This is a genomic window from Bisbaumannia salifodinae (assembly GCF_055388505.1).
Map to the genome: position 1 here is coordinate 665,854 of NZ_AP043781.1, position 26,309 is coordinate 692,162.

Here is a 26,309-nt window from a genome sequence, read left to right on the forward strand (position 1 = left end):
TTTACCTCACCGTTTCGCTGGCGCTTGGCCGTCGGCGACTCGCCGAATCGACCCCGTCGCAGGCGGCAGGCCGTGCCCACATGGCCCGCCAACGGGCAGACAGAGGAGCGTCGTTATCGTGCAACTCGCCGTGCTGGGGGGCTTCGTATTGGCGGCCTTCGCGCCGTTACTGCATCGCTGGTTCGGCGAGCGAACCGGCTGGGTCCTGGCCCTGCTGCCCGGCGCCCTGCTGCTCTGGCTGCTGGGGCAACTGCCGGCGGTGGTGGCCGGCGAGATCCTGGTCTTCGAGCAGGCCTGGGTGCCCGGCCTGGAGATCACCCTGACCTTCCTGCTCGATGGGCTGTCGCTGCTCTTCGCGCTGCTGATCAGCGGCATCGGCGTGCTGGTGCTGATCTATGCCAGCGGCTACCTCAAGGGGCACCCCGATCTGGTGCGCTTCCACGTGGTGATCCTGGCCTTCATGATGTCGATGCTGGGCCTGGTGCTAGCCGACAACCTGGTCAGCCTGTTCGTCTTCTGGGAACTGACCAGCATCACCTCCTACCTGCTGATCGGCTTCAATCACACCGACCTCGAAGCGCGCAAGTCGGCCCTGCAGGGGCTCTTCGTCACCGTGGGGGGCGGCCTGGCGCTGCTGGCCGGGCTGATCCTGCTGGCCCTGGCCGGCGACAGCTGGTCGCTGCAGGACCTCAACGATCGCGGCGAGCTGCTCCGCGGGCACGACCTCTACCTGCCCATCCTGCTCTGCCTGCTGGCCGGCGCCTTCACCAAGTCGGCGCAGTTCCCCTTCCACTTCTGGCTGCCCAATGCCATGGCGGCGCCCACTCCGGTCTCCGCCTACCTGCACTCGGCGACCATGGTCAAGGCGGGGGTCTACCTGCTGGCGCGACTCTCGCCGGCCCTCGGCGGCACCCCCGCCTGGGAGGCCTGGCTGTGCCTGATCGGTGCCCTGACCATGCTCACCGGCGCCTTCCTGGCCCTGCGCCACACCAATATCAAGAAGCTGCTGGCCTACTCCACGGTGATGGCGCTGGGCACCCTGACCCTGCTGCTGGGCATCGGCAGCGAGGAGGCCATGGTGGCCTTCGCCACCTTCCTGCTGGCCCACTCCCTCTACAAGGGGGTGCTGTTCATGGTCGCCGGTATCCTCGATCACGAGACCGGCACCAAGGATATCGCCCTGATGGGCGGGCTGCGCCGGGTGATGCCGATCACCGCCCTGTGCGCCGCCGTGGCCGCCCTCTCCCTGGGCGGGGTAATCCCGCTGTTCGGCTTCGTCGCCAAGGAGCTGCTGTTCGCCGCCGCCTGGGAGGGCGGCTGGCGCGGCGTGCTGCTGCCGGCGACCCTGATCGCCGCCATCCTGACCCTGGCGGCGGCGGCCATCGTCGGCATTCGACCCTTCTATCGGGCCCGCCGCGAGCTGCCCCGGTCGCCCCAGGAAGGGCCCGGAACCATGCTCCTGGGCCCCCTGGTGCTGGCCGGCCTGTCGTTGTTGCTGGGGCTCTGGCCCGGCGCCGCCGAGGCCCTGGTGGCGGCCACCGCCAGCAGCCTGCGCGGCGAGACGGTGACGGCCTCCCTCACCCTCTGGCATGGCATCAATGGGCCCCTGCTGCTGTCGCTGGTCAGCCTGGCCCTGGGCCTGCTGCTGTTCCGCCACTGGGACGGCTGGCGTGCCGCCCTGCGTCCCCTGGACCCGCTGATCGAGCGGGGGCCCGAGGCGGCTTACTTCCGCCTGATGAACACCCTCGTCGAGGTCGCCGAGTGGCAGACGCGGCTGCTGCAGAACGGCTATATGCGCAACTACCTGGTGATGATGCTGCTGGTGCTGGTGGGCCTGACCGGGGTGACCCTCTTCGCCCGCCATGAGCTGCACCTGGCCGTCGCCCTGGACGTGCAGCTGCACGAGGCGCTGGTGGTCGGCCTGATGGTGGCCGGGGCGGTGATGGCCTGCGTGCTGCGGGCGCGCCTGGCGGCGGTGGCCTCGGTGGGGGTGATGGGCTTCTGCATCGCCCTGACCTTCGTGCTGTTCAGCGCCCCGGACCTGGGCATCACCCAACTGCTGGTCGAGACCCTCACCGTGATCCTGCTGATCCTGGTGCTGTTTCGCCTGCCGCGTTTCGCGCGCCTCTCCTCGCCCCTGGAGCGGGTCCGCGACCTGGTGGTCGCCGCCGCCACCGGGGGCCTGATCACCCTGCTGATCCTGCAGGTGGTGAGCGTCGACCCCTTCCCCAGCATCTCCGACTACATGGTGGCCAACAGCCAGCCGCTGGGGCATGGCCACAATATCGTCAATGTGATCCTGGTGGACTTCCGCGCCCTGGATACCCTGGGCGAGATGTTCGTGCTGGCCCTGGCCGCCATCGGCGTCTTCGCCATGCTGCGCTTCCATGCCGGGGAATACGCCGAGCGCGACCGCCAGGCGCGGGGGGAGGTCGTGGATGATTAGATCGGGCACCCTGATCCTGCACGTGGCGGCCCGCCTGCTGATGCCGCTGCAGCTGCTGTTTTCGGTCTTCCTGCTGCTGCGCGGCCACGACGAGCCGGGGGGCGGCTTTATCGCCGGCCTGGTGGCCTCGGGGGCCTTCGCCCTCTACCTCTTCGCCTTCGGTCCCCGGGCCACCCGGCAGATGCTGCGGGTGGCGCCCCAGGACCTGATCGGCCTGGGGCTCTGCCTGGGGGTGATCTCGGCGCTGCCGGCCTGGTGGCAGGGGCAGCCCTTCCTGACCGCCCAGTGGTGGACGATCCCCTGGATCGACTTCAAGTTCTCCACCCCGCTGATCTTCGATATCGGCGTCTACCTGGTGGTACTGGGCTCGGTGTTGATCGCCGTGCTGGCGCTGATGGAAGGCGATAGCGAGGAGGCGAGTCATGACTGAGCGACGCGCGACGACGGGAGCTGGCCCATGGAACCCCTGATGGCCCTGGCGATCGGCATCCTCTATGCCACCGCCATCTACATGATGCTGCGGCGTTCCATCGTCAAGCTGGTGATCGGCCTGATGCTGCTCTCCAACGCCGCCAACCTGCTGATCTTCGCCTCCGCCGGCATGCGTCGCGGGGCCCCGCCGCTGGTGCCGGAGGGCGCCACGGCACCGCTGGGGGCGGTGGCCGACCCCTTGCCCCAGGCGCTGGTGCTGACCGCCATCGTGATCGCCTTCGGCGTGCTCTCCTTCGCCGTGGTACTGATTCGCCGGGCCTACGAGATCGTCAAGGCCGATGACCTGGACCAGATGAAGGATACCGATACGTGAATCCCGAGGTGGCACTGCCGATCCTGATTCCGCTCTTCTCCGGGGCCCTGTCGCTGCTGTTCTGGCGGCTGCGCAGCATGCAGCGCCTGGTGGCGGTGGCCGGCACCGCCGCCCTGCTGATCACCAGCCTGTGGCTGCTGGCCTCGGTGAGCCGCGACGGCATCCAGGTCATGCACATGGGCAATTGGCCGGCGCCCTTCGGCATCAGCCTGGTGGCCGACCTGCTGGGCGCCATCATGGTGGTGCTCACCGGCATCATCGGCTTCGCCGTGGCGCTCTTCTCGCTGGCCACCGTCGGCCGTGGCCACGAGGCCTTCGGCTACTTCCCGCTGATGCACCTGCTGCTGGCCGGGGTGGCGGGGGCCTTCCTCACCGGCGATATCTTCAACCTCTATGTGTGGTTCGAGGTGATGCTGGTGGCCTCCTTCGCGCTGCTGATCCTGGGCAGCGAGAAGGCACAGATGGAGGGCGCCATCAAGTACGTGGCCCTGAACCTGCTCTCCTCGGTGATCTTCCTCAGCGCCGTGGGGCTGCTCTATGGCCTGGTGGGCACCCTCAACATGGCCGATATCGCCCAGCGCTTGGGACAGCTGGAGGAGGGCGGGCTGGTGGACGTGTTGGCGATGATGTTCATGGTCGCCTTCGGCATCAAGGCCGCCGCCTTCCCGCTGTTCTTCTGGCTGCCCGCCTCCTACCACACGCCGCCGGTGGCGGTCTCGGCGCTGTTCGCCGGGCTGCTGACCAAGGTGGGGGTCTATGCGCTCTACCGGGTCTTTACCCTGATCTTCAACCAGAGCCCCGACTACACCCACGAGATCCTGCTCTGGGGGGCCGGCCTGACCATGCTCACCGGGGTGCTGGGCGCGGCGGCCCAGTTCGAGTTCCGGCGCATCCTGTCGTTCCATATCGTCAGCCAGATCGGCTACATGATCCTGGGGCTGGCGCTGTTCACGCCGCTGGCCCTGGTGGGCGGGGTCTTCTACATCATGCACCACATCATCGTGAAGACGAATCTGTTCCTGGTCAGCGGTTTCGTTCATCGCCTCAAGGGCAGTTACCAGCTCAAGAAGCTGGGCGGCCTCTACCGGAGCCACCCCTGGCTTGCGGTGCTGTTCCTGATCCCGGCCCTCTCCCTGGCCGGGCTGCCGCCGCTGTCGGGCTTCTTCGCCAAGTTCGTGGTGATCCGCGCCGGCCTTGAGGCCGAGGCCTATGGGGTCACCTTCGTGGCGCTGCTGGTGGGCCTGCTGACTCTCTACTCGATGGTCAAGATCTGGGCCGAGGTGTTCTGGAAGGCCACCCCGGAGGGCGCCGAGCCCGCCCCGGCGGCCCCCTCCCAGCGGGAGCAGTGGCTGCTCTACCTGCCCATCGTCGGCCTGGCGCTGTGCACCCTGGCCATCGGCCTCTACGGGGCGCCCATCTACGCCCTGGCCGAGGCCTCGGCGGCGCAACTGATGGATCCCGGCCGCTATATCGAGGCGGTGCTGGGCACGGAGGTGACGCCATGATCGGCGCGGCCTGGAACCTGCTGCTGACCCTGGCCTGGGTGGTGCTGACCGGCGACTTCTCCGGCCTCAACCTGCTCGCCGGCCTGGTGTTCGGCTACCTGGCCCTGGCGCTGATCCAGTCCCAGGTCCCGGGGCTGGCGGGCTATGCCCAGCGGGTGCCGCGCTTGCTGCTCTTCGTGGGCTTCTTTATCAAGGAGCTGGTCAAGGCCAACCTGCGCGTCGCCTTCGATATCGTCACCCCGCCCTGGCACATGCGCCCCGGGGTGATCGCCATGCCGCTCACCGCCAGGACCGACTTCGAGATCACCTTCGTCGCCAACCTGATCTCCCTGACCCCGGGCACCCTCAGCCTGGATGTCTCCGACGATCGCAAGGTGCTGTATATCCACGCCATGTTCCTTGATGACGAGGCGGCACTGCGCGATGGGCTCGCCGAGATGGAGCGGCGCGCCCTGGCCCTGTTTCGCTGATAAGGAGTCGCCATGGATGTCGTAATCAAACTCACCCTGGCGCTGATGGGCCTGTCGCTGTGCCTGGCCTTCGTGCGCCTGATCAAGGGCCCCAGCCTGCCCGACCGGGTGGTGGCCCTGGAACTCTTCTCGACCCTGATCGTCGGCATCATCGGGGTCATCAGCATCCAGACCGATGTGGCCAGCTTCCTCGACGTGACCATCGTCATGGCGCTGATGGCCTTCCTGGCCGCCATCGGCTTCGCGCGTTTCCTGGAACGCGGAGGGCCCCGTGATGATTGAGGTGATCAAGGGAACCCTGCTGCTCAGCGGCGCCGTCTTCATGCTACTGGCGGCGGTGGGGGTGCTGCGCCTGCCGGACCTGCTGACCCGCATGCACGCCACCACCAAGGCCGCCGCCCTGGGGGTGAGCCTGGTGATGCTGGCGGTGGCCCTGCACTTCGCCGAGGTGGCGGTGGTGGCCCGGGCCTTCGGGGTCATCATCTTTATCCTGATGACCGCCCCGGTGGCCGCCCATGTGATCGGCCGCGCCGGCTACTTCGTCGGCTCCCGGCTGTGGAGCGGCACCGTCAAGGACGAGCTGCGCCCCAACTACGACCCCCTGACCCATGAGCTGAAGAGCGGCCTGGAGACCGAGGCCAATGCCCGGCACCTGCCCAGGGACGGCGATCCGCCGTAGTGTCCCGAGCGGCCGCGATCCCGGTGCAGTTCGCTCCCGCTCCGACGCCGCGAGGCCGGTGGGGTGCGTCGGCCCCGCAGGGAGGATCGTCCGGGCTGGTCGTCGGCTCGCTTCTGCGCGATCATCGGGGGCTCATTGCCAAGGAAAGCAGGAATTCGAGATGCCCAGGCCCCTGATGCTCCCCCTTCTTCTTCTCGCCCTGGCCGGCTGCCAGAGTACGCCGCCCCCGGCCCAGGCCGATGCGGGCCAAGAGGCCAGCGTCGCGGCCACCTCCAGCGAGGCCGCCGTCGAGGTCGTGCAGCCCGCCGATTTCTCCACCTGGCTGGCCCAGTTCCGTCGCCAGGCCCGCGCCGAGGGGATCGGCGAGGCGACCCTGGCCCGGGCCCTGGATGGGCTGCGTTATCGCCCCCGGGTGATCGAGCTGGATCGTCACCAGCCGGAGTTCGTGCGCCCCCTCTGGGAATACCTGGACAGCGCCGTCTCCGCCCAGCGGGTCAATCAGGGACGCGCCAAGCTGGCCGATCACCGCGACGCCGCCGAGGCCGCGGCCCGGCGCTACGGGGTGCCCGCCGAGATCCTGGTGGCCATCTGGGGCATCGAGAGCAACTACGGTGGCAACTTCGGCGACTTCTCCACCCTGGAGGCCCTGGCCACCCTGGCCTATGACGGCCGCCGCCGCGACTTCGCCCGGGGTGAGCTACTGGCGGCGCTGCGGATCATCGAGGCCGGCGATATCGCCCCGCAGCGAATGATCGGCTCCTGGGCCGGTGCCATGGGGCATACCCAGTTTATTCCCTCCAGCTTCGAGGCCTATGCGGTGGACGGTGACGGCGATGGACGCCGGGATATCTGGGGCAGCGTCCCCGATGTGCTGGCCTCCACCGCCAACTACCTGGCCGAGGCGGGCTGGCGCCGGGGCGAGCCCTGGGGCGTGGAGGTGCGCCTCCCGGCGGGCTTCGACTATGCCCAGGCGGAGCTCTCCACCCGCTTGAGCGCTCGGGAATGGGCCGAGCGGGGCGTGCGCTCGCTGAGCGGCACACCGCTGCCCGACTTCGACACCGCCTCGGTGCTGGTGCCCGCCGGCGCCAATGGCCCGGCCTTCCTGGTGGGCCCCAACTATCGGGCCATCCTGCGCTACAACAACGCCACCAGCTACGCCCTGGCGGTGGGCACCCTGGCCGAGCGCATCGCCGGCCGCGATGGGGTGATGGCCGGCTGGCCCCGGGGCGAGCAGCCGCTGACCCGGGGCCAGGTGCGCGAGCTCCAGGAGCGCCTCAATGCCCACGGCTTCGCGACCGGGACCCCCGACGGCATCCTCGGTCCCAACACCCGGCGCGGGTTGCGCGCCTTCCAGCGCAGCATCGGCGAGGCGGCGGATGGTTTCGCCACCCTGCGGCTGCTGGACGCCCTGCGCTAGGGAGGTTGCTATGGCTTGGGTGAATCGCTGGTGGGGCGTCGTGGCGCTGTTTCTGGCGGCGCCGCTGGCCGCCGATGAGCGGCCCGTCTTCGGCTGGGTGGAGAAGGCGACCCTGGAACCCTGGGACATCGAGGTCAAGGCCAAGCTGGACAGCGGCGCCCTGACCTCCTCCCTGGATGCCCGGGAGATCGAAACCTTCACCCGGGACGGCGAGCGCTGGGTGCGCTTTCGCCTCGACCTGGAAGACGAGGCCAGTGGTGAAATGGTCAGTGAGTATCTGGAGCTGCCCCGTTACCGCCGGGTACGCCTGCGCGGCGCCGGCGGCGAGGACTCGCGGCCGGTGGTGCTGCTGGACATCTGCCTCGGCGGCACCGTCTACGAGGAGCAGTTCAGCCTGCGTGACCGGGGCGATATGCTCTACCCGCTGCTGCTGGGACGGCGCACCATCGGCCACCTGGGGCTGCTCGACGTGACCGAGACCTTCCTCACCGACCCCGAGTGCGACGCGGATTCGCCGCGGGTGCCCCACGACCCCGGCGAGGAGTGACTCAGGGCGCCAGCCGGGCCAGCAGCGCCACCACCGCGGTCTCGACCCGCAGGATGCGCTCGCCCAGGTGGATGCCCTCGCAGCCGGCGGCCTGCAGCTGCTCCACCTCGTAGGGAATCAGCCCGCCCTCCGGGCCCACCACCAGCAGGGCCGGCTCCGCGAGGCCCCGCGGGCAGGCCTGCGCCATGCCGGGGTGGGCCACCAGGCCGCGGCGGGCCGTGAGGCGCCCCGGCAGCACGTCCTCCACGAAGGGCTTGAAGCGGCTCACCAGCTCGACCTCCGGCAGCCGGGTATCCCGGGCCTGTTCCAGGCCCAGGATCAGGTGCTCATGGATCTTCTCCGGGCGCAGCTCCGGCGACTGCCAGTAGCTCTTCTCCACCCGCCGGCTATGCAGCAGGGTCAGCCGCTTCACGCCCAGGGCGGTGACATGCTCCAGGCTGCGGGCCAGCATGCGTGGGCGCGGCAGGGCCAGCACCAGTTCGATATCCAGGGACGGGGGCGGTGCCTGGTCGAGGGCGTCGACCTCGAAGCGAGCCTCCTCGTCATCCAGGCTCAGCAATCGGCCGCGGCCGATGCCGCCCCCCAGCACGCCCAGGGTCAGCTCGTCGCCGGGGCTGGCGCGGTGCACCTCCCGGAGGTGGCGCAGGCGTCGCGGGTCGCGGACCCGGGCCAGGTGACGGTCGTGAAGGTCTTCCGGGGCGAGGAGAATCAGGTTCATATGGGGCCCATCAATTGGCGTCCTGGGGTGGCGCGGTGCACAATACCTGCAAAGCCGACCATTAGGAGCCGTGCCGTGCGCGTGATTCGCAAGTATGCCAACCGTCGCCTCTATGATACCGAACAGAGTCGCTATGTGACCCTCGAGGATCTGCGCCGACTGGTGATCGAGGACGTGCCCTTCCGGGTCGAGGACGCCAAGAGCGGTGAGGACCTGACCCGCACCATCCTGCTGACCATCATCATCGAGCAGGAGCAGGCCGACGGTGACGCCGAGGTCTTCTCCAATGACCTGCTGGCCCAGTTGATCCGGGTCTACGACATGGCTCAGCCACTGCCCCTGGCCCGCTACCTGGAGCAGGGCACCCGGCTGATGCTGGAGCAGCAGAAGCAGATGCAGGATCAGTGGCAGCAGGCCATGCGCCACTCGCCCATGGAGCTGATGCGCGAGCTGGCCGAGGAGAACATGCGCTTCTGGCAGCAGACCTTCGGTGGCGCCGGCCGCGCCCCCGGCGACAAGGACAAGGATGGCGACAAGGAATAATCCGCCAGGCAAGCACGGCGGGAATCCCCCGCCGACGACCGGGCGCCTTTCTGGCATAATGCCGAGCCCCAAGCAGCGATTTCCCCGATAGCAAGGTACTCCCATGAAGGTTCTGATCATCGGCGGCGGCGGCCGCGAGCATGCCCTGGCCTGGAAGGTCGCCCAATCGCCCCGGGTCGGCGAGGTCTTCGTCGCCCCGGGTAACGCCGGTACCGCCGGCGAGGCCAAGCTCACCAATGTGGCCATCGCCGCCGATGCCCTGGACGAGCTGGAGGCCTTCGCCCGCCGCGAGGCCGTCGACCTGACCATCGTCGGCCCCGAGGCGCCGCTGGTGGAAGGCGTGGTGGACCGCTTCCGTGACGCCGGCCTGGCCATCTTCGGGCCCACCGCCGGCGCCGCGCAGCTGGAGGGCTCCAAGTCCTTCACCAAGGACTTCCTGGCCCGTCACGCCATCCCCACCGCCGACTACCAGACCTTTACCGCCGTGGAGCCGGCCCTGGCCTACCTGGCCGAGAAGGGCGCGCCCATCGTCATCAAGGCCGATGGCCTGGCCGCCGGCAAGGGCGTGATCGTCGCCATGACCCAGCAAGAGGCCGAGGCGGCGGTGCGCGACATGCTCGAGGCCAATGCCTTCGGCGACGCCGGCGCCCGGGTGGTGATCGAGGAGTTTCTGGAGGGCGAGGAGGCCAGCTTTATCGTCATGGTGGATGGCGAGACCATCCTGCCCATGGCCACCAGCCAGGACCACAAGCGGGTCGGCGAGGGCGACAGCGGCCCCAACACCGGCGGCATGGGCGCCTACTCCCCGGCGCCGGTGGTCGACGAGGCCATCTTCGAGCGCATCATGGCGCGGGTGATCCGCCCCACCGTGGCCGGCATGGCCGCCGAGGGCCATCCCTACACCGGCTTTCTCTATGCCGGCCTGATGATCGACGCCGCGGGCAACCCCAAGGTCATCGAGTACAACTGCCGCTTCGGCGACCCGGAGACCCAGCCGATCATGCTGCGCCTGCGCTCCGACCTGGCCGAGCTGTGCCTGGCCGGCGCCCGGGGCGAGCTGGCCGGCAAGGCCTGCGACTGGGATCCGCGGGCCGCCGTGGGCGTGGTGCTGGCCGCCGAGGGCTATCCCGGCAGCTACCGCAAGGGCGACGCCATCGAGGGCCTGGCCGAGGCCGAGGCCACCGGCTGCAAGGTCTTCCACGCCGGCACCCGCAATGACGACCAGGGCCGCGTGGTCACCAGCGGCGGCCGGGTGCTCTGCGTCACCGCCCTCGGCGACGGCGTCTCCGCCGCCCAGGCGCTGGCCTATCGGGGCGTCGAGGCGATTCGCTGGCAGGGCGTCTTCTGCCGCCGCGATATCGCCCATCGGGCCATCGCCCGGGAGCAGGCTCAGGGCTGATCCCCCGCTCCACGCCAACAATAACCACGAGGGAGCCGCCGCCATGGAACGTGTTCGCCTGGAATTTCCGGCCGAGGCCTGGACGCACCGCCACCCGCTGGCGGTGCGCATCACCGACATGAACTATGGTCGCCATCTGGGCCATGACGCCCTGGTATCGCTGTTGCACGAGGCGCGTACCCAGGCCTTCGCGGCCCTGGGCGTCGCGGAGTGGGATATCCATGGCCACCCCAGCGTGGTGGCCGACCTGGCCATCCAGTACCAGGCCGAGGCCCGCTGGCCCGATCTCCTGGACGTGGAGACCGCCCTGCCGGTGCCCGATGGCAGGGCCCTGGTGGCCTTCCAGCGGGTAGTGCGCCCCGCCGACGGGGTGCAGGTCGCCCTGGCGCGGCTCAACCTGCTGCTGCTGGATCCCGCCAGCGGGCGCCCGGCGGCGGTGCCCGAGGCGCTGCGTGAGCGCCTGGCGCGTCGAGAGGGGGGCTAGGCATGTCCCGCGAATATCCGATCATCGCCGTGACCGGCTCCTCCGGGGCCGGCACCACCACCGTCCGCCGCACCTTCGAGCGCATGTTCGTGCGTGAGGACGTGCATGCCGCCACGGTCGATGGCGACGCCTTCCACCGCTATACCCGGGCCGAGCTGGCGCGCATCTTCCGCGAGGAGCCGGAGCGCAAGGACGAGCTCTCCCACTTCGCCGTGGAGGCCAACCTGCTCGACGAGCTGGAGGCGCTGTTCCTGGAGTACGGCGAGCAGGGCAGCGGCACCTACCGGCACTATATCCATGCCGAAGACAAGCGCATGATCGAGAGTGGCTACCAGGTGGGCACCTTCACCGAGTGGCAGCCGTTGCCCTGCGGCACCGACCTGCTCTTCTACGAGGGGCTGCATGGCGGCCTGGTCACCGCCGAGCACGATATCGCCCGGCACGTGGACCTGCTGGTGGGGGTGGCGCCGACCATGAACCTGGAGTGGATCCAGAAGATCGACCGCGACACCAAGCTGCGGGGCTACTCCCAGGAGGCGGTGATCGACACCATCCTGGGGCGCATGCACGACTATGTGCGCTATATCCAGCCGCAGTTCTCGCGCACCCATATCAACTTCCAGCGGGTGCCCACGGTGGATACCTCCAACCCCTTCGAGGTGCAGGATATCCCCACCGATGCCGAGTCCTTCGTGGTGATCCGCTTCCGCGACCCCTCCACGGTGGACTTCCCCTACCTGCTGGCGATGATCCAGGATTCCTTTATGAGCCGCCCCCATACCCTGGTGGTGCCCGGCTCCCGGATGCCGCTGGCCATGGAGCTGATTCTCGCGCCCCTGCTGCGCCATCTGCTGGCCCAGCGGCGCTTCCGCTGAGTGCGTCGAAAATCGAGATCCGAGTGAAAGATGGTTAGACGCAGCAAGGCCACCATTACCGATATCGCCAAGCATGTGGGCATGACCAACATGACGGTGTCGCGTGCCTTGAACAAGCCCCACCTCGTCAAGCCGGCGACGCGCGACAAGATCCTGGCGGCGGCGCGGGAGCTGGGCTATGTCCCCAATGCCTTCGCCAGTACTCTCAGGAGTCGCGAGAATCGCCTGATTGGCCTGGTCACGGCCAGCGTCGACAACCCCTTCTATAGCGAGGTGATCAAGGCGATTTCGCGTGCCGCGAAACAGCAGAACTACACCATCATGCTGATCGATACCGATGGCTCGCCGGAGCTCGAGGAGGTAGCGATCGAAACCCTGCTCAGTTATCAGGTGGCGGGGATCATCCTGTCACCTGTCGCCGACGATGCCGACTATCGTCCTGCCTATCTCGATAGGCTGCGCCAGGCCAGGCTGCCGATGGTGATGCTGGATCGCACCCTGAATGTGTCGGATTTTAGTCGCGTGATACTGGATAACCGCCTGGCTGGTAGGTTGCTCGGTGAGCTGCTGGCAGACCGGGGCATTCATCGAGTCCTGGCGCTGACGGGGCCGCGGGACTCACGGATTTCACTCGAGCGCTTGGCTGGCTTCGAGGAGGCCTATCGAGCCGCCGACGTAGAGTTGACGTTTGAGACGCGGGCCGGCGACTACACCCTGCAGCCGGCGTACCGCGACATGGCGGCCTATCTGCGCCGGGGGACGCTTCCTGACGCTGTCTTCGGCTTCAACCAGCTGATTACCCTGGGGGCCATGCGTGCCCTGCATGACGCCTGTGTGTCCCGGGACGAGGTGATGGTGGTGGGTGTCGACCGCCTGCCCTATGCCGATATCTTTGATGTCTCGGTGCCCTGTGCCGTCCATGACACCTACCGGGCGGGGCATGAGGCGTTCCGCCTGCTCTTCGAACAGATCCAGGACCCCACGGCGGCCAGCCGTGAGGTCGTGGTCTCCGCCAAGCTCGTGAATTGATCGTCGCGAAAACTACCCATGCGTCATCTGCGGAGCACTAGTGACAGGCGATCGCTGATATCGGCCAGCCGCCCATTGCGGCCGAGGCGGGAGCCCTACCTTGGCCCCGCCGGGGCCGTGTCGCTTAGCCCAGCAGCGCCTGGGCGCGCTCGACGACGTTGTCGACGGTGAAGCCGAAGTGCTTGAAGAGGTCGCCCGCCGGGGCGGACTCGCCGAAGCTGCTCATGCCGACGATATCGCCGTCCAGGCCCACGTACTTGAACCAGAAGTCGCGGTGGCCGGCCTCGATGGCCAGGCGGGCGGTGACCGCCCTGGGCAGCACCGACTCGCGGTAGTCGGCGTCCTGATCGTCGAAGGCGTCGGTGGAGGGCATGGAGACCACCCGCACCGCCTTGCCCTGCTCGCTCAGTCGGGTCGCGGCGTCCATGGCCAGGCCCACTTCGGAGCCGGTGGCGATGAGGATCAGCTCCGGCGTGCCCTCGCAGTCGCGCAGCACATAGCCGCCGCGCTGGATATTGGCCAGCTGGTGCTTGTCGCGGGCCTGGTGGGGCAGGTTCTGGCGCGACAGCACCAGGGCGCTGGGGCCGGCGTGACGCTTGATCGCGGCATCCCAGGCGGCGGCGGTCTCCACGGCGTCACAGGGGCGCCAGGTGGCCAGATTGGGAGTGGAACGCAGGCTGGTCAGCTGCTCGATGGGCTGGTGGGTGGGGCCATCCTCGCCCAGGCCGATGGAGTCGTGGGTGAAGACGTAGACCGCCTGCTGGCCCATCAGCGCCGCCATGCGCACGGCGTTGCGCATGTACTCCATGAAGATCAGGAAGGTGGCGCCATAGGGCACGAAGCCGCCATGCAGGGCGATGCCGTTCATGATGGCGCCCATGCCGAACTCGCGGACCCCGTAGTGCAGGTAGTTGCCACCGGGGGCCTCCGGGGAGATCGCCTGGGCGCCCTTCCAGAAGGTCAGGTTGGAGGGGGCCAGGTCGGCGCTGCCGCCGAGCAGCTCGGGGAGCTGCGGGCCGAGTTCGTTGAGGCAGTTGAAGGAGGCCTTGCGGCTGGCGATGGTCTCGCCCTTGGCCTGGGCGTCCTCGACCAGCTTCTCGCTGGTCAGCGCCTTGGGCAGCTCGCCCTTGAGGCGGCGCCGGAACTCGGCGGCCTCGGCGGGGAAGGCCTCGGCGTAACGGGCGAAGCGCGCCTCCCAGTCGCCCTCCAGTTGCTCGCCGCGCTGGCGGGCGTCCCAGCCCTGGTAGATGGCCTCGGGGACATGGAAGGGGGCATGGGGCCAGCCCAGCTGTTCGCGGGCGGCGGCCACTTCCTCGTCGCCCAGGGGCGCGCCGTGGCACTCTTCCTTGCCCTGCTTGTTGGGGGCGCCGAAGCCGATGATGGTCTTGCAGACGATCAGGCTCGGCTTGTCGTCGTGGGTCTTGGCCAGCTCGATGGCGGCCTGGATCTCTTCCGGCTTGTGGCCGTCGACATTGGGCACCACGTGCCAGCCGTAGGCCTCGAAGCGCTTGGCGGTATCGTCGGTGAACCAGCCTTCCACCTCGCCGTCGATGGAGATGCCGTTGTCGTCATAGAAGGCGACCAGCTTGCCGAGTTGCTGGGTGCCGGCCAGGGAGGCGACCTCGTGGGAGATGCCCTCCATCAGGCAGCCGTCGCCGAGGAAGCACCAGGTGGTGTGATCGACGATGGTGTGGCCGGGGCGGTTGAACTGGGCGGCGAGGGTCTTCTCGGCCAGCGCCATGCCCACCGCATTGGCCAGGCCCTGACCCAGGGGACCGGTGGTGGTCTCGATGCCCGGGGCGTAGCCGAGCTCCGGGTGGCCGGCGGTCTTGGAGTGGAGCTGGCGGAAGTGCTGCAGCTGCTCCAGCTCCAGGTCGTAGCCGCTCAGGTGGAGCAGGGAGTAGAGCAGCATGGAGCCGTGGCCGTTGGAGAGCACGAAGCGGTCGCGGTCGGCCCAGTGGGGATTGGCCGGATTATGCTTGAGGTGGTCGTTCCACAGCACCTCGGCAATATCGGCCATGCCCATGGGGGCGCCGGGGTGGCCGGACTTGGCCTTCTGGACGGCGTCCATGGACAGGGCGCGAATGGCATTGGCCAGTTCGAAACGTGATGGCATGGAAATTCCCAATCGGTGGCGGGTTGGCGTGGCAATTCAGGGATCAGAGGGTCGCCAGACGGTCGGCGATCTGTGCCTCGAGGTGTTCCTGATCCTCGGCGAAGCGGCGGATGCCCTCGGCCAGCTTGTCGTTGGCCATGGCGTCCTGGTTGTGGCCCCAGCGAAAGGCGGGCTCGGTGAGCGGCGTCGGCCGGGGACCACCGCTGCGTGCCATGAGCACCCCGGGTTTTACCTCGCCCGGCGTGGTGGCCAGTTCCTCGAGCAGGGTCGGTGAGATGGTCAGCCGCGGGCAGCCGGCCAGCGCCAGCACCTGGCCGGTATTGCGGAAGCTGGCGCCCATCACCACGGTGTCGTAGCCGCCCTGGTTGGCCCGCTGGCAGACGCCACGCACGAATTGCACGCCGGGGTCGGTATCGGGGGAGAAGTCTCGGCCGGTTTCCTTCTTGTACCAGTCGGTGACCCGACCGACGAAGGGCGAGATCAGGAAGACGCCGGCATCGAAACAGGCCTGGGCCTGGGCGTCGCTGAACAGCAGGGTCAGGTTGCAGTTGATACCCTCCTTCTCCAGTACCTCGGCGGCGCGGATACCCTCCCAGGTCGAGGCCAGCTTGATCAGTACCCGGTCCTTGGCCACGCCGCGCCGTTCGTAGAGTTCGATCAGTTCATGGGCCTTGCGGATGCTGGCCTCGGTGTCGAAGGACAGCCGGGCGGCGACCTCGGTGGACACACGGCCGGGCGCCACCTTGGCGATCTCGCTACCCATGGCCACGGCGAGGCGATCCACGGCATGTTCTTCCTGCCGGCCGCGGGTCTCGGCCTTGATCGCGGCGAGTTCCTGATCGATCAGCGTCTGATAACCCGGCAATTCGAAGGCCTTGAGAATCAGTGAGGGGTTGGTGGTGGCGTCATGGGGGCGGTAGCGCTTGATGGCCTCCAGGTCTCCGGTATCGGCGACCACCAGGGAGTGCTGACGAAGGGCGTCGAGTCGATATGTCATGGAGAAGTTTCCTTAAATGAGTGATCGATCCGGTCAGGCGTAATGATCGGCCAGAGCCTGACGATAGCGGCCATAGGCCTCGTGATAGGCGGTGACGTGGTGGGCGTCGGGCTCGGCCCGTGAATCCTCGTCGAGGTGGGCCAGCCGCGAGCAGAGGTCCTCGAGAGGGGCGTCGGGATAACGCTCGCACCAGGCCGCCTGTAGCGCCGCCCCCAGTGCCGCCGCATCGGTGACCCTGGGGCGGATGACGGAGGTCCCGGTGATATCGGCGACCATCTGGCGCCATACCGGGCTCTTGGCCCCGCCACCGATCACGCGAATCTCCCGGACCCCTTCGGCCAGGTCGCCGAGCAGCTCGAGGCCATAGCGCAGGCCGAAGGTGGCGCTCTCGACCACCGCTCGGCACAGGTTGGCCTGGCTGGTGTTGACGCTGGTCAGGCCCAGGACGCTTCCCGTGGCCTGGGGCAGCGCCGGGACCCGCTCGCCGTTGAAGAAGGGCAGTACCGTGACGCCCTCCGCGCCGATGGGGGCGCTGGCGATGCGTTCACCGAAGGTCGCCAGGTCGAGGTCGAACAGTTCGCGTATCCGGGTAGTCGCCGAGGTGACATTCATGGTGCAGATCAAGGGCAGCCAGCCGCCGTGGCTGGCACAGAAATTGGCGACCATGGCGCTGTCGGCGATCACCGGGACGTCGGAGTAGGCGCAGACGGTGCCGGAGGTGCCGAGGCTCAGGGTCACCAGCCCCGGTCGGGTATTGCCGGTACCGATGGCGCCAAGCATATTGTCGCCGCCGCCGCTTGATACCAGCACGCCGTCGGCCAGCCCAAGCTCACGAGCCAGTTCGGAGCGCACCGTGCCGGCCGGCTCGTGGGCCTCGATCAGACGCGGCAGCACGCGGGCCGGGTCGAGCTCGGGGGCGATCTCGGCGAACACGTCCTCGCGCCAGCGTTGGGTGCGGGTGTCGAAGTAGCCGGTACCCGAGGCGTCGCCGGCTTCACTGCCCCGTTCGCCGGTGAGCCAGAAGTTGAGGTAGTCGTGGGGCAGCAGCAGCGTGGCGATGCGCCGATAGGCAGCGGGGTGGGCCTCGCGCAGCCAGGCCAGCTTGGACGCGGTGTAGCCGGTTTGTAGCACCAGTCCTAGCCTGTCGAGGCAGCCCGCTTCGCCGCCCAGGCGTTCCACCAGGGCGGCGTTGTGGGTCGCCGTCTCGGTGTCGCACCACAGTTTGGCCGGGTAGACCGGCTCGCCCCTTGCGTCCAGGGCCACCAGGCCATGCTGCTGGCCGGAGACGCCGATGGCGCGGATCGCCCGGGCGTCGATGCCGGCCCGATCCACGGCCTCGAGGAAGGCGCCGCGGAAGGCCGTCAGCCAGTCGGCCGGGTCCTGCTCGCGGCGGCCGTTGCCGCCTTCGCTCAGGACATGGGGGCGACTCGCCTCGCCGAGGATCCGTGCCCCGTCGACGTCGACCACCACCACCTTGGTGCTCTGGGTGCCGCAGTCCACACCGATGTACATGTCAGGCTCCTTTTCCTTGCAGAACGTAGAACGCGGGGCTAGTGGGACGTGAAGCCCCCGTCGATTGGCAGGCAAGCGCCGCTGATCATCGATGCGGCCGGGCTCAGCAGGAAGGCCACCGGCAGGGCGACCTCCCGAGGGGTGGCGAAGCGTCCCAGGGGAATGGCGGCCAGTATGGGGTCGCGTTTGGCGGGATCCGCCCAGGCGCGTTCGGCCATGGGCGTCAGGGTCACCGTCGGGTTGACGCTGTTGACGCGTATCCCCTTGGGGCCCAGCTCGAGGCACAGCACGCGGGTCATGGCATCCATGGCGGCCTTGGAGGCGCAATAGCCGAGGTGGCCTGGCAGGGCGGCCATGGCTGCCTGACTGGAGACGTTGACGATGCTGCCCCGGCGGCCGTGCGCGATCATCTGGCGTGCCGCCTCCCGCGCCACCACGGCACTGGCGGTGACGTTGGTGGCCAGGATGCGCTCGAGGTCCTCCGCCTTGACGTCGAGGGCGTCGTCGAGGATCGAGATACCGGCACAGTTGACCAGGCCATCGAGGGCGGGCATTTCGGCGAAGGCCTCGGTGACCGCGGCCTCATCGGTGATATCGACGACCAGGGTGCGGGCGCCCAGTTCTCGCTCGAGTTCGGCGAGCTTGTCCCGGTTACGACCGAACAGCACTAGGCCGGCGCCGAGCTCGGCGAGGGACCGGGCGATAGCGAGTCCGATGCCGCTGGTGGCACCCGTGATGAGGATGCGCTGATGTTGGAGTTCGAAATCCATGGTTTGAGGTCACTCGCCCAGAGAGTCGGTGGTATTAAGCCGATGCATGATCGGCTTGAGCGTGGGGTAGAGTTGGCAATACAGGTCGAACAATTCGTCGTACTGCTGTGCTGCCGCCTCGGATGGCCTGGCGCGCTCGACCAGGGTGCTATGCTGCAGCGGCTGGGTGAGATCGAGCAGCCCGGTTGCCTGCCCGGCCAGCAGGGCGGCACCCAGGGCCGCCTCCACGTTCTCGCGGTAGGTGTAGACCGGCATGCGGGTCACGTCGGCGATGATCTGCATCCACAGATCCGAGCGAGTGGCCCCGCCGACCACGATCAGGTGGGCGTCGAGGGTCACCCCCTGTTGGCTGCCCGCTTCCATGTTGTGCCGCAGGGCGAAGGTCACGCCCTCCAGCACGGCGCGATACAGGTGGTGGCGGCGGTGATAGAGACTGAGGCCGATGAAGCCGGCGCTGGCCTGGGCATCCCATACCGGGCTGCGCTCTCCCATCAGGTAGGGCAGGAAGAGCAGACCATCGGCGCCCGGGGGAAGGTCGCGGGCGAGTGGTTCGAGCTGGTCGTAGGCGCTGCCATGCTCCCCGGCGGCGACCCGGTCCTCGCCGCAGAGGGTATCGACGAACCAACTGACCGAGGCCCCGGCGGTTAGGGCGCCGCCGAAGGTGTACAGATCCCGATCGCTGTTCAGCACGTGGGGCATGCTGATCAAGCCCTGGCCGGCATCGACGCGCTGGTTGATCACCCCCCAGCACATGCTGGTACCGATCATGGCGACGTGATTACCGGGTCGGGTCGCCCCCGCCGCCAGCGTGGCCATGGCCGCATCGACACCACCGGCAACTACGGGAATATCGGTGTGCAGGCCGAGCGAGTCGGCCAGCGACGGCAGCAGGCCGCCGACCGGGGCGCCCGAGTCCACTAGGCGCGTCGGCAGTTTGTCCCGGTCGAGGCCCAGGGCGTCGAGCATCTCTTGCGACCAGGTGCGTGCCGCCAGGTCGTAGATGCCGCCGATGTTGCCTGCCGAACTGTGGTCGATGGCGATCTCGCCACTCAGGCAATAGTTGATATAGCTGTTGGGCGGCAGCAGGTAGCGGGTCCGTTCCCAGACCTCGGGGCGCTCGGCCTTCAGCCACATCATCTTGGTGAAGCCGTAGTAGCTGTCCACGCTATTTCCGGTGATGTCGCCCAGCCGGGTCAGGTTGACATGCTCCTTCACCCATTGGACCTGGGCCTCGGCCCGGCGGTCCATCCAGATCAGGCAGGGGTGCAGGGGCCGGATCTCGGCATCGACCGGAATGCCCGAGCCGCCGTAGAGGCTGCTGACACAGAGCCCCTTGACGCCCCGGGGATCGACCCCGGGGGCTTCCAGGCAGGCCCGGAGGCAGCCGAGAACGGCCTCCCACCACACGTCCGGCCACTGCTCGGCCCAGAGCGGGCGAGGGGTGTCGACGCGGTAGCCCTGGCTATGCTCGGCCAGGATCCGGCCATGGTGATCGATCACCAGCGCCTTGGTGCTTTGGGTACCGATATCGATACCAATGACGGTTTCCATGGGGGTCTCCTCCTCTGAGCGTGATCGTCTGGGCTGATGCCGATGGCTCAGGGCGTGCGCTTGCGGCTGATATAGATCGCCAGCAGGATGATCAGCCCCTTGATGACGTTCTGGAGGTAGGGGGAGACGCCCATCAGGTTGAGGCCGTTGTTGAGCACGCCGAGCAGCAGGGCCCCGATCAGGGTACCGAGGATCATCCCGCGCCCCCCGGCGATGGCGGCACCGCCCAGGACCACGGCGGCGATGGCGTCGAGCTCGAAACCGACACCGGCGTTGGGCTGGCCACTCATCAGGCGCGAGGTCAGGATCAGCCCGGCGATGGCGGCGGTCACACCGCTCAGGGTGTAGACCAGCAGCTTGTAGCGGGAGACCCGGATGCCGGACAGGCGAGTCGCCTCCTCGTTGCCGCCGATGGCATAGAGGTAGCGGCCGGTGGCGGTATGGTGGAGCAGCACGAAGCCGAGCGCGTAGACGGCGATCATGATCAGGATCGGCGTCTCGATCCCGGCCAGGCTACCGCGCCCGAAGAAGGCAAACTCCGCGGGCAGCCCGGCGATCGGGTAGCCACCGGTGTAGATCAGGGCCAGGCCGCGGGCGATGCCCATGGTCGCCAGGGTGACGATGATCGGTGGCATGCCGGCGAAGGCGATGAAGGCGCCATTGAAGGCCCCGAAGGCGGCACCCACCAGCAGCCCGAGGAGGATGGCCAGCGACGGCGGTACCCCGGCCACAATCAGGCCCGCCATGGCGGTGCCCGAGAGGGCCATGACCGGGCCGACCGAGAGATCGATGCCGCCGGTGAGGATGGCCAGGCTCATCCCCACCGCGATGATGGCGATGATCGATGTCTGGCGTGCCAGGTTGGTCAGGTTGCTCCCCGTCAGGAAGTTGTCGTTGATCACCGCCATGGCGATGAAGACGATGATGAAACCGATCAGCGGGTAGAAGACCGGGGTACGGCGCCAGCTGGCCAGTCGCATCTTGAGGGAGTGACGGGCGGTGCCGGGTGTGGAGGCGAGATGGCTCATGAGCTGAGTCCCCCCGTGGCATGGTGCATGATGGATTGTGAGTTGAGGTCGTCGCCCTGGAGTTCGGCGGCGATTCGGCCGTGGTAGAAGACCGCAGCGCGATCGCACAGGCCGAGCACTTCGGGGAGTTCCGAGGAGATCATGATGATCGACACGCCCCGGGCGGTGAGCTCCTTCATCAGGGCGTAGATCTCCGACTTGGCGCCGACGTCGATGCCGCGGGTGGGTTCGTCGAAGATCAGTACTTTGCACTGGTGGCCAAGCCAACGGGCGATGACCACCTTCTGCTGGTTGCCGCCGCTGAGGTCGCCGACCGGCGTCTCGGGGCTGGGAGCCTTGACGCGTACCGATGCCATCAGTTCGGCGGCGGTAAGGGACTCCTTGCCGCGTCGGATCAGCGGTAAGGCACCCTGGAATTGCGTCAGGTTGTTCAAGGAGATGTTCTCGCGGCACGAGAAGGGCAGAATCAGGCCCTGGGTCTTGCGGCTTTCCGGCAGCAGTCCGATCCCCTGCTTGAGCGCACTGGCGGGATGGCGGAGCCTGACCGGCCTTCCCTCCATGTGCACCTTGGCGTGTGCGGGCCGCGTCGCACCGATCAGCCCCATGGCCAGTTCCGTGCGACCGGAGCCCACCAGACCGGCGAAGCCGAGGATCTCGCCACGGTGGAGCTTCAGCGAGTGCTCGGGGCCATCGGCGTCGAGGCGCAGGGCCTCGATGTCCAGCACCACCTCGGCGTAGTCGGCATCGCAACGATGTTCGGGGAAGATGTTCTCGACGCGCCGGCCGACCATCTTCTCGATCAGGTCATCGGGGGTTGTCGAGGCGACGTCACAGTCACCGATCTTCTCGCCATCGCGCATCACGGTGACGCGATCGCAGATGGTGAAGATCTCCTCCATATGGTGGGAGATGAACACCATGCCGACCCCTTGTTCGCGCAGTTCGCGCATGATGGTGAACAGGTGATCGGCCTCGCTGGGGGTCAGGGTCGCGGTCGGCTCGTCGAGCACCAGGATGCGGGCATCCAGCGATAGCGCCTTGGCGATCTCGATGAATTGCTGATCGGCAACGCTCAACTCGGCGATGGGGCAGTCCAGGGGAATCGAGACCTTGAGGCGGTCGAACAGGTGCTGCGCCTCGCGGATCATGCCGCGACGGTCTCGCAGCCCGAGCCGGTTGCGCATTTCGCGCCCCAGGAAGATGTTGTCCACGGCATCCAGGTCGGGAATCAGGCTGAATTCCTGGAAGATGATCCCGACCCCGGCGTCGAGGGCGTCTTGATAGCCGTGGAAGTGGCATGTCTTGCCATTGATGATGATCTTCCCCTCGTCCGGGCGATAAATGCCGCAGAGGATTTTCATCAGTGTCGACTTACCGGCCCCGTTCTCACCGAGCAGGGCATGCACCTCGCCGGCGTGGACATCGAGTGACACATCCTGCAGGGCCTTCACCCCGGGAAACGACTTCGAGATGTGCCTCAAGGAAAGTAATGGAGTCATGGGGATACCCTCGTGTGCCGCCCGGGGCGGCACACGTTGTCAGCGCTTATGAGCGGATTACCAACTGAAGTCGACGGCCATGTCGCGATCGATCAGTTCGACGTCGATGGGGATTTCCGCGGGAGCGGTGTTGGCGCCCCAGTACTTGGCCAGGCCCAAGCCGAGTCCCACGCGCACCATGTCGCGGGGATATTGTGCCGAGGTGGCGATGAAGGCCGAGTCGGGGCGCTGGATGGCCTCGATGGCTTCGGGATGGCCATCGACGCTGACCAGCTTGATGTCCTGGCCGCTGGCCTCGATGGCGACCAGGGCACCCAGGGAGCCGATGTCGTTGACGCTGAACAGGCCATCGAGATTGGGGTGGGCCTGGATGATATTCTCGGTCACCACCATGGCATGGCTGCGATCCTGGCGGCCGTTCTGCTTGGTCACGATCTCGATGCCGGGGTGTTCCTCCAGGGCGGCCGTACAGCCTTCGATACGCTGCAGGATCGGTACGACCGGAATGCCATCCAGCAGGGCCACCTGGCCCGTGCCATCGAGCTGCTCGGCCAGATGGTCGCAGGCCAGGTAGCCGGCGTCGTAGTTCTTGGAACCCACGAACCCGTCTATAGGACCATTGGCCTGGGCATCGATCGCGACCGTGGTGACGCCGGCCTCTCTGGCGGCCAGCACCGCCGTCTCGACACCGACCGTGTCGGCGGGGTTGAGCAGCAGGATGTCGATGCCGCGCTGGATCATGTCCTCGACATCGCTGACCTGCTTGGCGACGTCGTGGCGGGCATCGGTGATGATCACCTCGGCTCCCAGGCTGTCGGCGGCAGCCTCGAGTGCCTGCTGCATGGTTACGAAGTACTCGTTGTTGAGCTCCTGGAAGGACATGCCGATGGTCAAGGTGTGGTCATCGGCCACCGCGGCGCCCGTGGCCAGGGCGGCCCCGCAGGCGGTGACGAGGGAGGCCTTGCGGACGCGTGCTGCGATTTCGCTGATGTTCATGGTTGGCTCCAGGGTTTGTTGTTGTTACGTCTCGAAGTGAGGTGGTGCTGATATTATCAGTTATGTTAACGTCAACATTTTAGAAGCTAGTAGGCCATCGCTGAGAGGTCAATGGGGCTTCGACCAATGTCTAGTCTTGTCAGGTTCCTTGTCAGTTCACGGTTGGCGGCAGATCCATTGGATCAGAAAACTTCATGACCTTGATGAACTCGAGTATTTGTTCGAGTCCCGAAGTCATCCTTGTCGTTAGGTGTCGGATGTGTTCCTTACATATCGAAATTGCTGGGCAGGACCACCATATCCCGAATGGTTACATTGCGAGGGCGGGTCAGGATATACATGATGGCATCGGAGACATCCGTCGGCTCGATGATGCTGCCGGACTCCTTCGCCTTGCGCAGATTTTCCTCCGGCCAGTCGGCAAGCAAGGCGCTGTTGACGGGGCCGGGCGAGACGGCGGAGACCCGAATGCCGTGTTTGAAGACCTGGCGGCGCACGGTCTGGACGAAGCTGGTCATGGCCCACTTGGAGGAGGCGTAGACCGGCTCCCAGGGGACGGGGAAATGCCCTGCCACCGAGCTCGTTACCACGATGTCCCCGGTACCACGCTCGAGCATGTGGGGCAGGACATTCTGGACGTTCTTCATCACCACGCTGACGTTCAGGCTCACCATCCGGTCGATGGCGTCCGGGTCGGCATCGATCAGGTCGCCCCCGATATAGCTGCCGGCATTGGCGTGGAAGATGTCGAGCCGGCCGGCCTTCTCCAGGACCCGCGACAGCAGCGTCGCACAATCCTGCGGGTCGAGCAGATCGATGACCAGGGGAATCGCCGCATCGCCGAGCTCTTCGCAGATCGCTGCCAAGGCGGCCTCATTGCGGTCAATCAGTACCACTCGAGCCCCCGCTTCAATCATCGCCCTGACGGTGGCCATCCCGATGCCGGACGCCGCGCCGGTGACAGCTGCTACTTTACCAGTCAACTCATTAGTCATCGTGTTATCTCCTTGTATTACTATGGAAACTCGTAGTGCGAGTCGTTATTGAAATAAGCCACTGATCATCAAGTGAGAGACTTAACGCCGTGGCCAACAAGTGTGGCTCGCAACGCCCCGGCAGCTTCACTGGTATATCAGGAAGTCGCCATTTTCGGTGTGCATGTCAGGAAATTGATAAGCACTCTAATTTACATCTCACTTGAGCGCCTGCTGGCTTCATCCCTTCATAATGTTAACGTCAACATTTTGAAGATTAGACGGTCGCTACCCCCAGGGCAACAGGGGTTAGACTAATGTCTAGATGATGGGGGTTGCAGTGGCTTGACTCCGCGCGTGGTGGCAGATATCGACTGACAGCGCTGGTATGTGGAGGTAACCTCATGTTCCGTCGATGCTATTACGACCCCCATGAGACCGGAGGGCCCTATGGATTGCCTGTTCTGCAAGATCATCAACCGCGAGATTCCCGCCGATATCGTCTATGAAGACGAGCATATGCTGGCCTTCAATGACATCAACCCCCAGGCCCCCACCCATATGCTGATCATCCCCAAGCGGCATATCGCCACCCTCAATGATCTCGAGGAGGCGGACCTGGCCCTGGTGGGGCGGCTGCAGTACACCGCCGCCAAGCTGGCCAAGGAGGCCGGCTTCGCCGAGGAGGGCTATCGGGTGGTGATGAACTGCAATGAAAAGGGCGGCCAGACGGTCTATCATATACATATGCACCTGATGGGCGGTCGCCGCTTCACTTGGCCGGCTGGCTAGCCGGCGCCCTGCGACGCAACGCTCGGGGTTACCGGAAATCGGGCCCTCTGCGTGTCGCGCCTTATTGCTGCGTGCGACGCATCGGTGCATCTTCTCTCGAGCCGGGGCCTGGCCCCGGCTCGACTCGTTCCGCCACCCGAGAAAGTGGAGCTCCAGCAGAGTATCGCAGTTGGAATGGCTCAGGGGCGCTGGGGGCAGGATGGAGCGGGGGTTTTTTGCCAGGGGTGAGGAGCACGGCTCCGAACGGGCTGGCCATGGATGGCCAGCACCGGTCCTGCAAGCGGAGCAGGATGCGAGAGCGCCGCAGGGCAAAAGTAGCGCCCAGGGATGGGTTTACAGCGCCCCGCGACGGCCTGCCCCCAGGATAGCCCCGAGCCTCAAGAAGGAGACTGACTTGGGAGGCGCGGGGCACTGGGGTAAACTGGGCCCAGTTGTCACGAGGCTTATTCCCATGCGTCATCTGACCCCCAGCGATCGCCTGATCGATCAGTTCGATACCGTGCTGCGCACCCTGGTGCCCCATGCCGCCCAGCCCTCACGCCCCTCACCGGCGGCGGGGGTTCATGACGAGGCGATCTCCGAAGGGGAGCGGGAGCACGCCGTCGGCCTGATGCGCATCAACCACACCGGCGAGGTGTGTGCCCAGGCCCTCTACCAGGGCCAGGGGCTGACCGCCAAGCTGCCGGATACCCGCGAGCAGATGGAGCAGGCCGCCCAGGAGGAGATCGACCACCTGGCCTGGTGCGACGAGCGCCTGGAGGAGCTGGGCGGACGCACCAGCCTGCTCAATCCGCTCTTCTACGCCGCCTCCTTCGGCCTGGGCGCCGTGGCCGGCGCCGTGGGCGACCGGATCAGCCTGGGCTTCGTGGCCGCCACCGAGGAGCAGGTGGGCAAGCACCTGGACGAGCACCTGGAGACGCTGCCCGCCGGCGACCGGCGCTCCCGGGCGGTGCTGGCGCAGATGCGCGAGGACGAGGCCCACCACGAGCGCTGGGCCCTGGAGGCCGGCGGCGCCCGTTTTCCGGCCCCGGTCAAGCTGGGCATGCGGCTGATGTCCAAGGTGATGACCAAGAGCGTCTATAAGCTCTGATAGCGCCAAGCTGCAAGCGCCGGGCGCCAAGTCGGTCGCAGTCGTGGTGTTCTGGTCAAGTCAGAGC

At 67.1% G+C, this 26,309-nt stretch carries 26 protein-coding genes; 16 read left to right on the forward strand and 10 right to left on the reverse strand.

Translation table 11 applies throughout. The features are described from left to right. Positions 1 to 118 precede the first annotated feature (118 nt). From ACZ5EF_RS03135 to rloA3, 9 genes are all read left to right on the forward strand, one after another. Entirely contained in the window at positions 119 to 2,446 is a 2,328-nt protein-coding gene (locus ACZ5EF_RS03135; protein ID WP_346062521.1) for a putative monovalent cation/H+ antiporter subunit A, read from the forward strand. Next, complete coding sequence (locus tag ACZ5EF_RS03140) at positions 2,439 to 2,876, forward strand: Na+/H+ antiporter subunit B (protein ID WP_346062520.1); 438 nt, start codon at positions 2,439 to 2,441, stop codon at positions 2,874 to 2,876. Before ACZ5EF_RS03135 ends, ACZ5EF_RS03140 begins: the two co-directional genes overlap by 8 nt. Before the next feature lie 27 nt (positions 2,877 to 2,903). Next, positions 2,904 to 3,251 (forward strand): Na+/H+ antiporter subunit C, encoded by a 348-nt coding sequence (locus ACZ5EF_RS03145; protein WP_346062519.1) that lies wholly within the window; start codon positions 2,904 to 2,906, stop codon positions 3,249 to 3,251. Beyond that, complete coding sequence (locus ACZ5EF_RS03150; RefSeq protein ID WP_346062518.1) at positions 3,248 to 4,756, forward strand: Na+/H+ antiporter subunit D; 1,509 nt, start codon at positions 3,248 to 3,250, stop codon at positions 4,754 to 4,756. Before ACZ5EF_RS03145 ends, ACZ5EF_RS03150 begins: the two co-directional genes overlap by 4 nt. Continuing rightward, complete coding sequence (locus ACZ5EF_RS03155) at positions 4,753 to 5,226, forward strand: Na+/H+ antiporter subunit E (RefSeq protein WP_346062517.1); 474 nt, start codon at positions 4,753 to 4,755, stop codon at positions 5,224 to 5,226. The genes ACZ5EF_RS03150 and ACZ5EF_RS03155 overlap by 4 nt, the downstream gene beginning before the upstream one ends. A 12-nt stretch (positions 5,227 to 5,238) precedes the next feature. Further along, positions 5,239 to 5,508, forward strand: coding sequence for an MrpF/PhaF family protein (locus tag ACZ5EF_RS03160; RefSeq protein ID WP_346062516.1), 270 nt, complete (start codon positions 5,239 to 5,241; stop codon positions 5,506 to 5,508). Continuing rightward, positions 5,501 to 5,905 carry a monovalent cation/H(+) antiporter subunit G gene (gene mnhG, locus ACZ5EF_RS03165; protein WP_346062899.1) on the forward strand — a complete coding sequence of 135 codons (405 nt, stop codon included), beginning with the start codon at positions 5,501 to 5,503 and terminating at the stop codon, positions 5,903 to 5,905. Before ACZ5EF_RS03160 ends, mnhG begins: the two co-directional genes overlap by 8 nt. A gap of 160 nt (positions 5,906 to 6,065) precedes the next feature. Continuing rightward, positions 6,066 to 7,322: a lytic murein transglycosylase gene (locus tag ACZ5EF_RS03170; protein WP_346062515.1), complete on the forward strand. Its 1,257-nt coding sequence runs from the start codon at positions 6,066 to 6,068 to the stop codon at positions 7,320 to 7,322. A 10-nt stretch (positions 7,323 to 7,332) separates the two neighbouring features. Then, a complete protein-coding gene (gene rloA3 / locus ACZ5EF_RS03175) occupies positions 7,333 to 7,869 on the forward strand; it encodes a retropepsin-like aspartic peptidase RloA3 (RefSeq protein WP_346062514.1) in 537 nt (178 codons plus the stop codon). 1 nt (position 7,870) lies between these two features. Here rloA3 and ACZ5EF_RS03180 read toward each other — a convergent pair whose 3' ends face one another. Continuing rightward, positions 7,871 to 8,587: a 16S rRNA (uracil(1498)-N(3))-methyltransferase gene (locus ACZ5EF_RS03180; RefSeq protein WP_346062513.1), complete on the reverse strand. Its 717-nt coding sequence runs from the start codon at positions 8,585 to 8,587 to the stop codon at positions 7,871 to 7,873. A 75-nt stretch (positions 8,588 to 8,662) separates the two neighbouring features. On the opposite strand from ACZ5EF_RS03180, the gene phaR reads away from it, so the two are divergent. The 5 genes from phaR (at position 8,663) to ACZ5EF_RS03205 (ending at position 12,917) form a co-directional block, all read left to right on the forward strand. Next, entirely contained in the window at positions 8,663 to 9,130 is a 468-nt protein-coding gene (gene phaR, locus ACZ5EF_RS03185) for a polyhydroxyalkanoate synthesis repressor PhaR (protein ID WP_346062512.1), read from the forward strand. A 103-nt stretch (positions 9,131 to 9,233) separates the two neighbouring features. Next, positions 9,234 to 10,529, forward strand: a complete 1,296-nt coding sequence (purD, locus tag ACZ5EF_RS03190) for a phosphoribosylamine--glycine ligase (RefSeq protein WP_346062511.1) — start codon at positions 9,234 to 9,236, stop codon at positions 10,527 to 10,529. A 43-nt stretch (positions 10,530 to 10,572) separates the two neighbouring features. Next, positions 10,573 to 11,013 carry an acyl-CoA thioesterase gene (locus tag ACZ5EF_RS03195; RefSeq protein WP_346062510.1) on the forward strand — a complete coding sequence of 147 codons (441 nt, stop codon included), beginning with the start codon at positions 10,573 to 10,575 and terminating at the stop codon, positions 11,011 to 11,013. A gap of 2 nt (positions 11,014 to 11,015) precedes the next feature. Beyond that, positions 11,016 to 11,888 (forward strand): phosphoribulokinase, encoded by an 873-nt coding sequence (locus ACZ5EF_RS03200; RefSeq protein ID WP_346062509.1) that lies wholly within the window; start codon positions 11,016 to 11,018, stop codon positions 11,886 to 11,888. A gap of 30 nt (positions 11,889 to 11,918) precedes the next feature. After that, positions 11,919 to 12,917 carry a LacI family DNA-binding transcriptional regulator gene (locus ACZ5EF_RS03205; protein WP_346062508.1) on the forward strand — a complete coding sequence of 333 codons (999 nt, stop codon included), beginning with the start codon at positions 11,919 to 11,921 and terminating at the stop codon, positions 12,915 to 12,917. Between the two features lie 124 nt (positions 12,918 to 13,041). On the opposite strand, the gene tkt is transcribed toward ACZ5EF_RS03205, so the two are convergent. From tkt to ACZ5EF_RS03250, 9 genes are all read right to left on the reverse strand, one after another. Continuing rightward, positions 13,042 to 15,033, reverse strand: coding sequence for a transketolase (gene tkt, locus ACZ5EF_RS03210; protein WP_464122804.1), 1,992 nt, complete (start codon positions 15,031 to 15,033; stop codon positions 13,042 to 13,044). A gap of 43 nt (positions 15,034 to 15,076) precedes the next feature. Then, entirely contained in the window at positions 15,077 to 16,030 is a 954-nt protein-coding gene (gene tal / locus ACZ5EF_RS03215; protein WP_346062163.1) for a transaldolase, read from the reverse strand. Positions 16,031 to 16,063: 33 nt separating this feature from the next. Beyond that, positions 16,064 to 17,542 (reverse strand): xylulokinase, encoded by a 1,479-nt coding sequence (gene xylB, locus ACZ5EF_RS03220; RefSeq protein WP_346062164.1) that lies wholly within the window; start codon positions 17,540 to 17,542, stop codon positions 16,064 to 16,066. Between the two features lie 38 nt (positions 17,543 to 17,580). Then, positions 17,581 to 18,312, reverse strand: a complete 732-nt coding sequence (locus ACZ5EF_RS03225; protein WP_346062165.1) for an SDR family oxidoreductase — start codon at positions 18,310 to 18,312, stop codon at positions 17,581 to 17,583. Between the two features lie 9 nt (positions 18,313 to 18,321). After that, the gene (locus ACZ5EF_RS03230; RefSeq protein ID WP_346062166.1) at positions 18,322 to 19,863 is read right to left on the reverse strand and encodes an FGGY-family carbohydrate kinase; all 1,542 of its coding nucleotides are present in this window, start codon (positions 19,861 to 19,863) and stop codon (positions 18,322 to 18,324) included. A 47-nt stretch (positions 19,864 to 19,910) separates the two neighbouring features. Beyond that, on the reverse strand, positions 19,911 to 20,891 hold the full coding sequence (locus ACZ5EF_RS03235; protein ID WP_251308191.1) for an ABC transporter permease: 981 nt from the start codon (positions 20,889 to 20,891) through the stop codon (positions 19,911 to 19,913). After that, positions 20,888 to 22,390, reverse strand: a complete 1,503-nt coding sequence (locus ACZ5EF_RS03240; RefSeq protein WP_346062167.1) for a sugar ABC transporter ATP-binding protein — start codon at positions 22,388 to 22,390, stop codon at positions 20,888 to 20,890. Before ACZ5EF_RS03240 ends, ACZ5EF_RS03235 begins: the two co-directional genes overlap by 4 nt. A 57-nt stretch (positions 22,391 to 22,447) precedes the next feature. After that, on the reverse strand, positions 22,448 to 23,386 hold the full coding sequence (locus ACZ5EF_RS03245; RefSeq protein WP_346062168.1) for an ABC transporter substrate-binding protein: 939 nt from the start codon (positions 23,384 to 23,386) through the stop codon (positions 22,448 to 22,450). A 266-nt stretch (positions 23,387 to 23,652) separates the two neighbouring features. Next, positions 23,653 to 24,381 carry an SDR family oxidoreductase gene (locus ACZ5EF_RS03250; RefSeq protein WP_346062169.1) on the reverse strand — a complete coding sequence of 243 codons (729 nt, stop codon included), beginning with the start codon at positions 24,379 to 24,381 and terminating at the stop codon, positions 23,653 to 23,655. A 429-nt stretch (positions 24,382 to 24,810) separates the two neighbouring features. Here ACZ5EF_RS03250 and ACZ5EF_RS03255 point away from each other — a divergent pair, with 429 nt between their 5' ends. Beyond that, positions 24,811 to 25,152 (forward strand): histidine triad nucleotide-binding protein, encoded by a 342-nt coding sequence (locus tag ACZ5EF_RS03255; RefSeq protein ID WP_346062170.1) that lies wholly within the window; start codon positions 24,811 to 24,813, stop codon positions 25,150 to 25,152. Between the two features lie 451 nt (positions 25,153 to 25,603). Next, positions 25,604 to 26,242 (forward strand): 2-polyprenyl-3-methyl-6-methoxy-1,4-benzoquinone monooxygenase, encoded by a 639-nt coding sequence (coq7, locus tag ACZ5EF_RS03260; RefSeq protein ID WP_346062171.1) that lies wholly within the window; start codon positions 25,604 to 25,606, stop codon positions 26,240 to 26,242. The last annotated feature ends 67 nt before the right edge of the window (positions 26,243 to 26,309 follow it).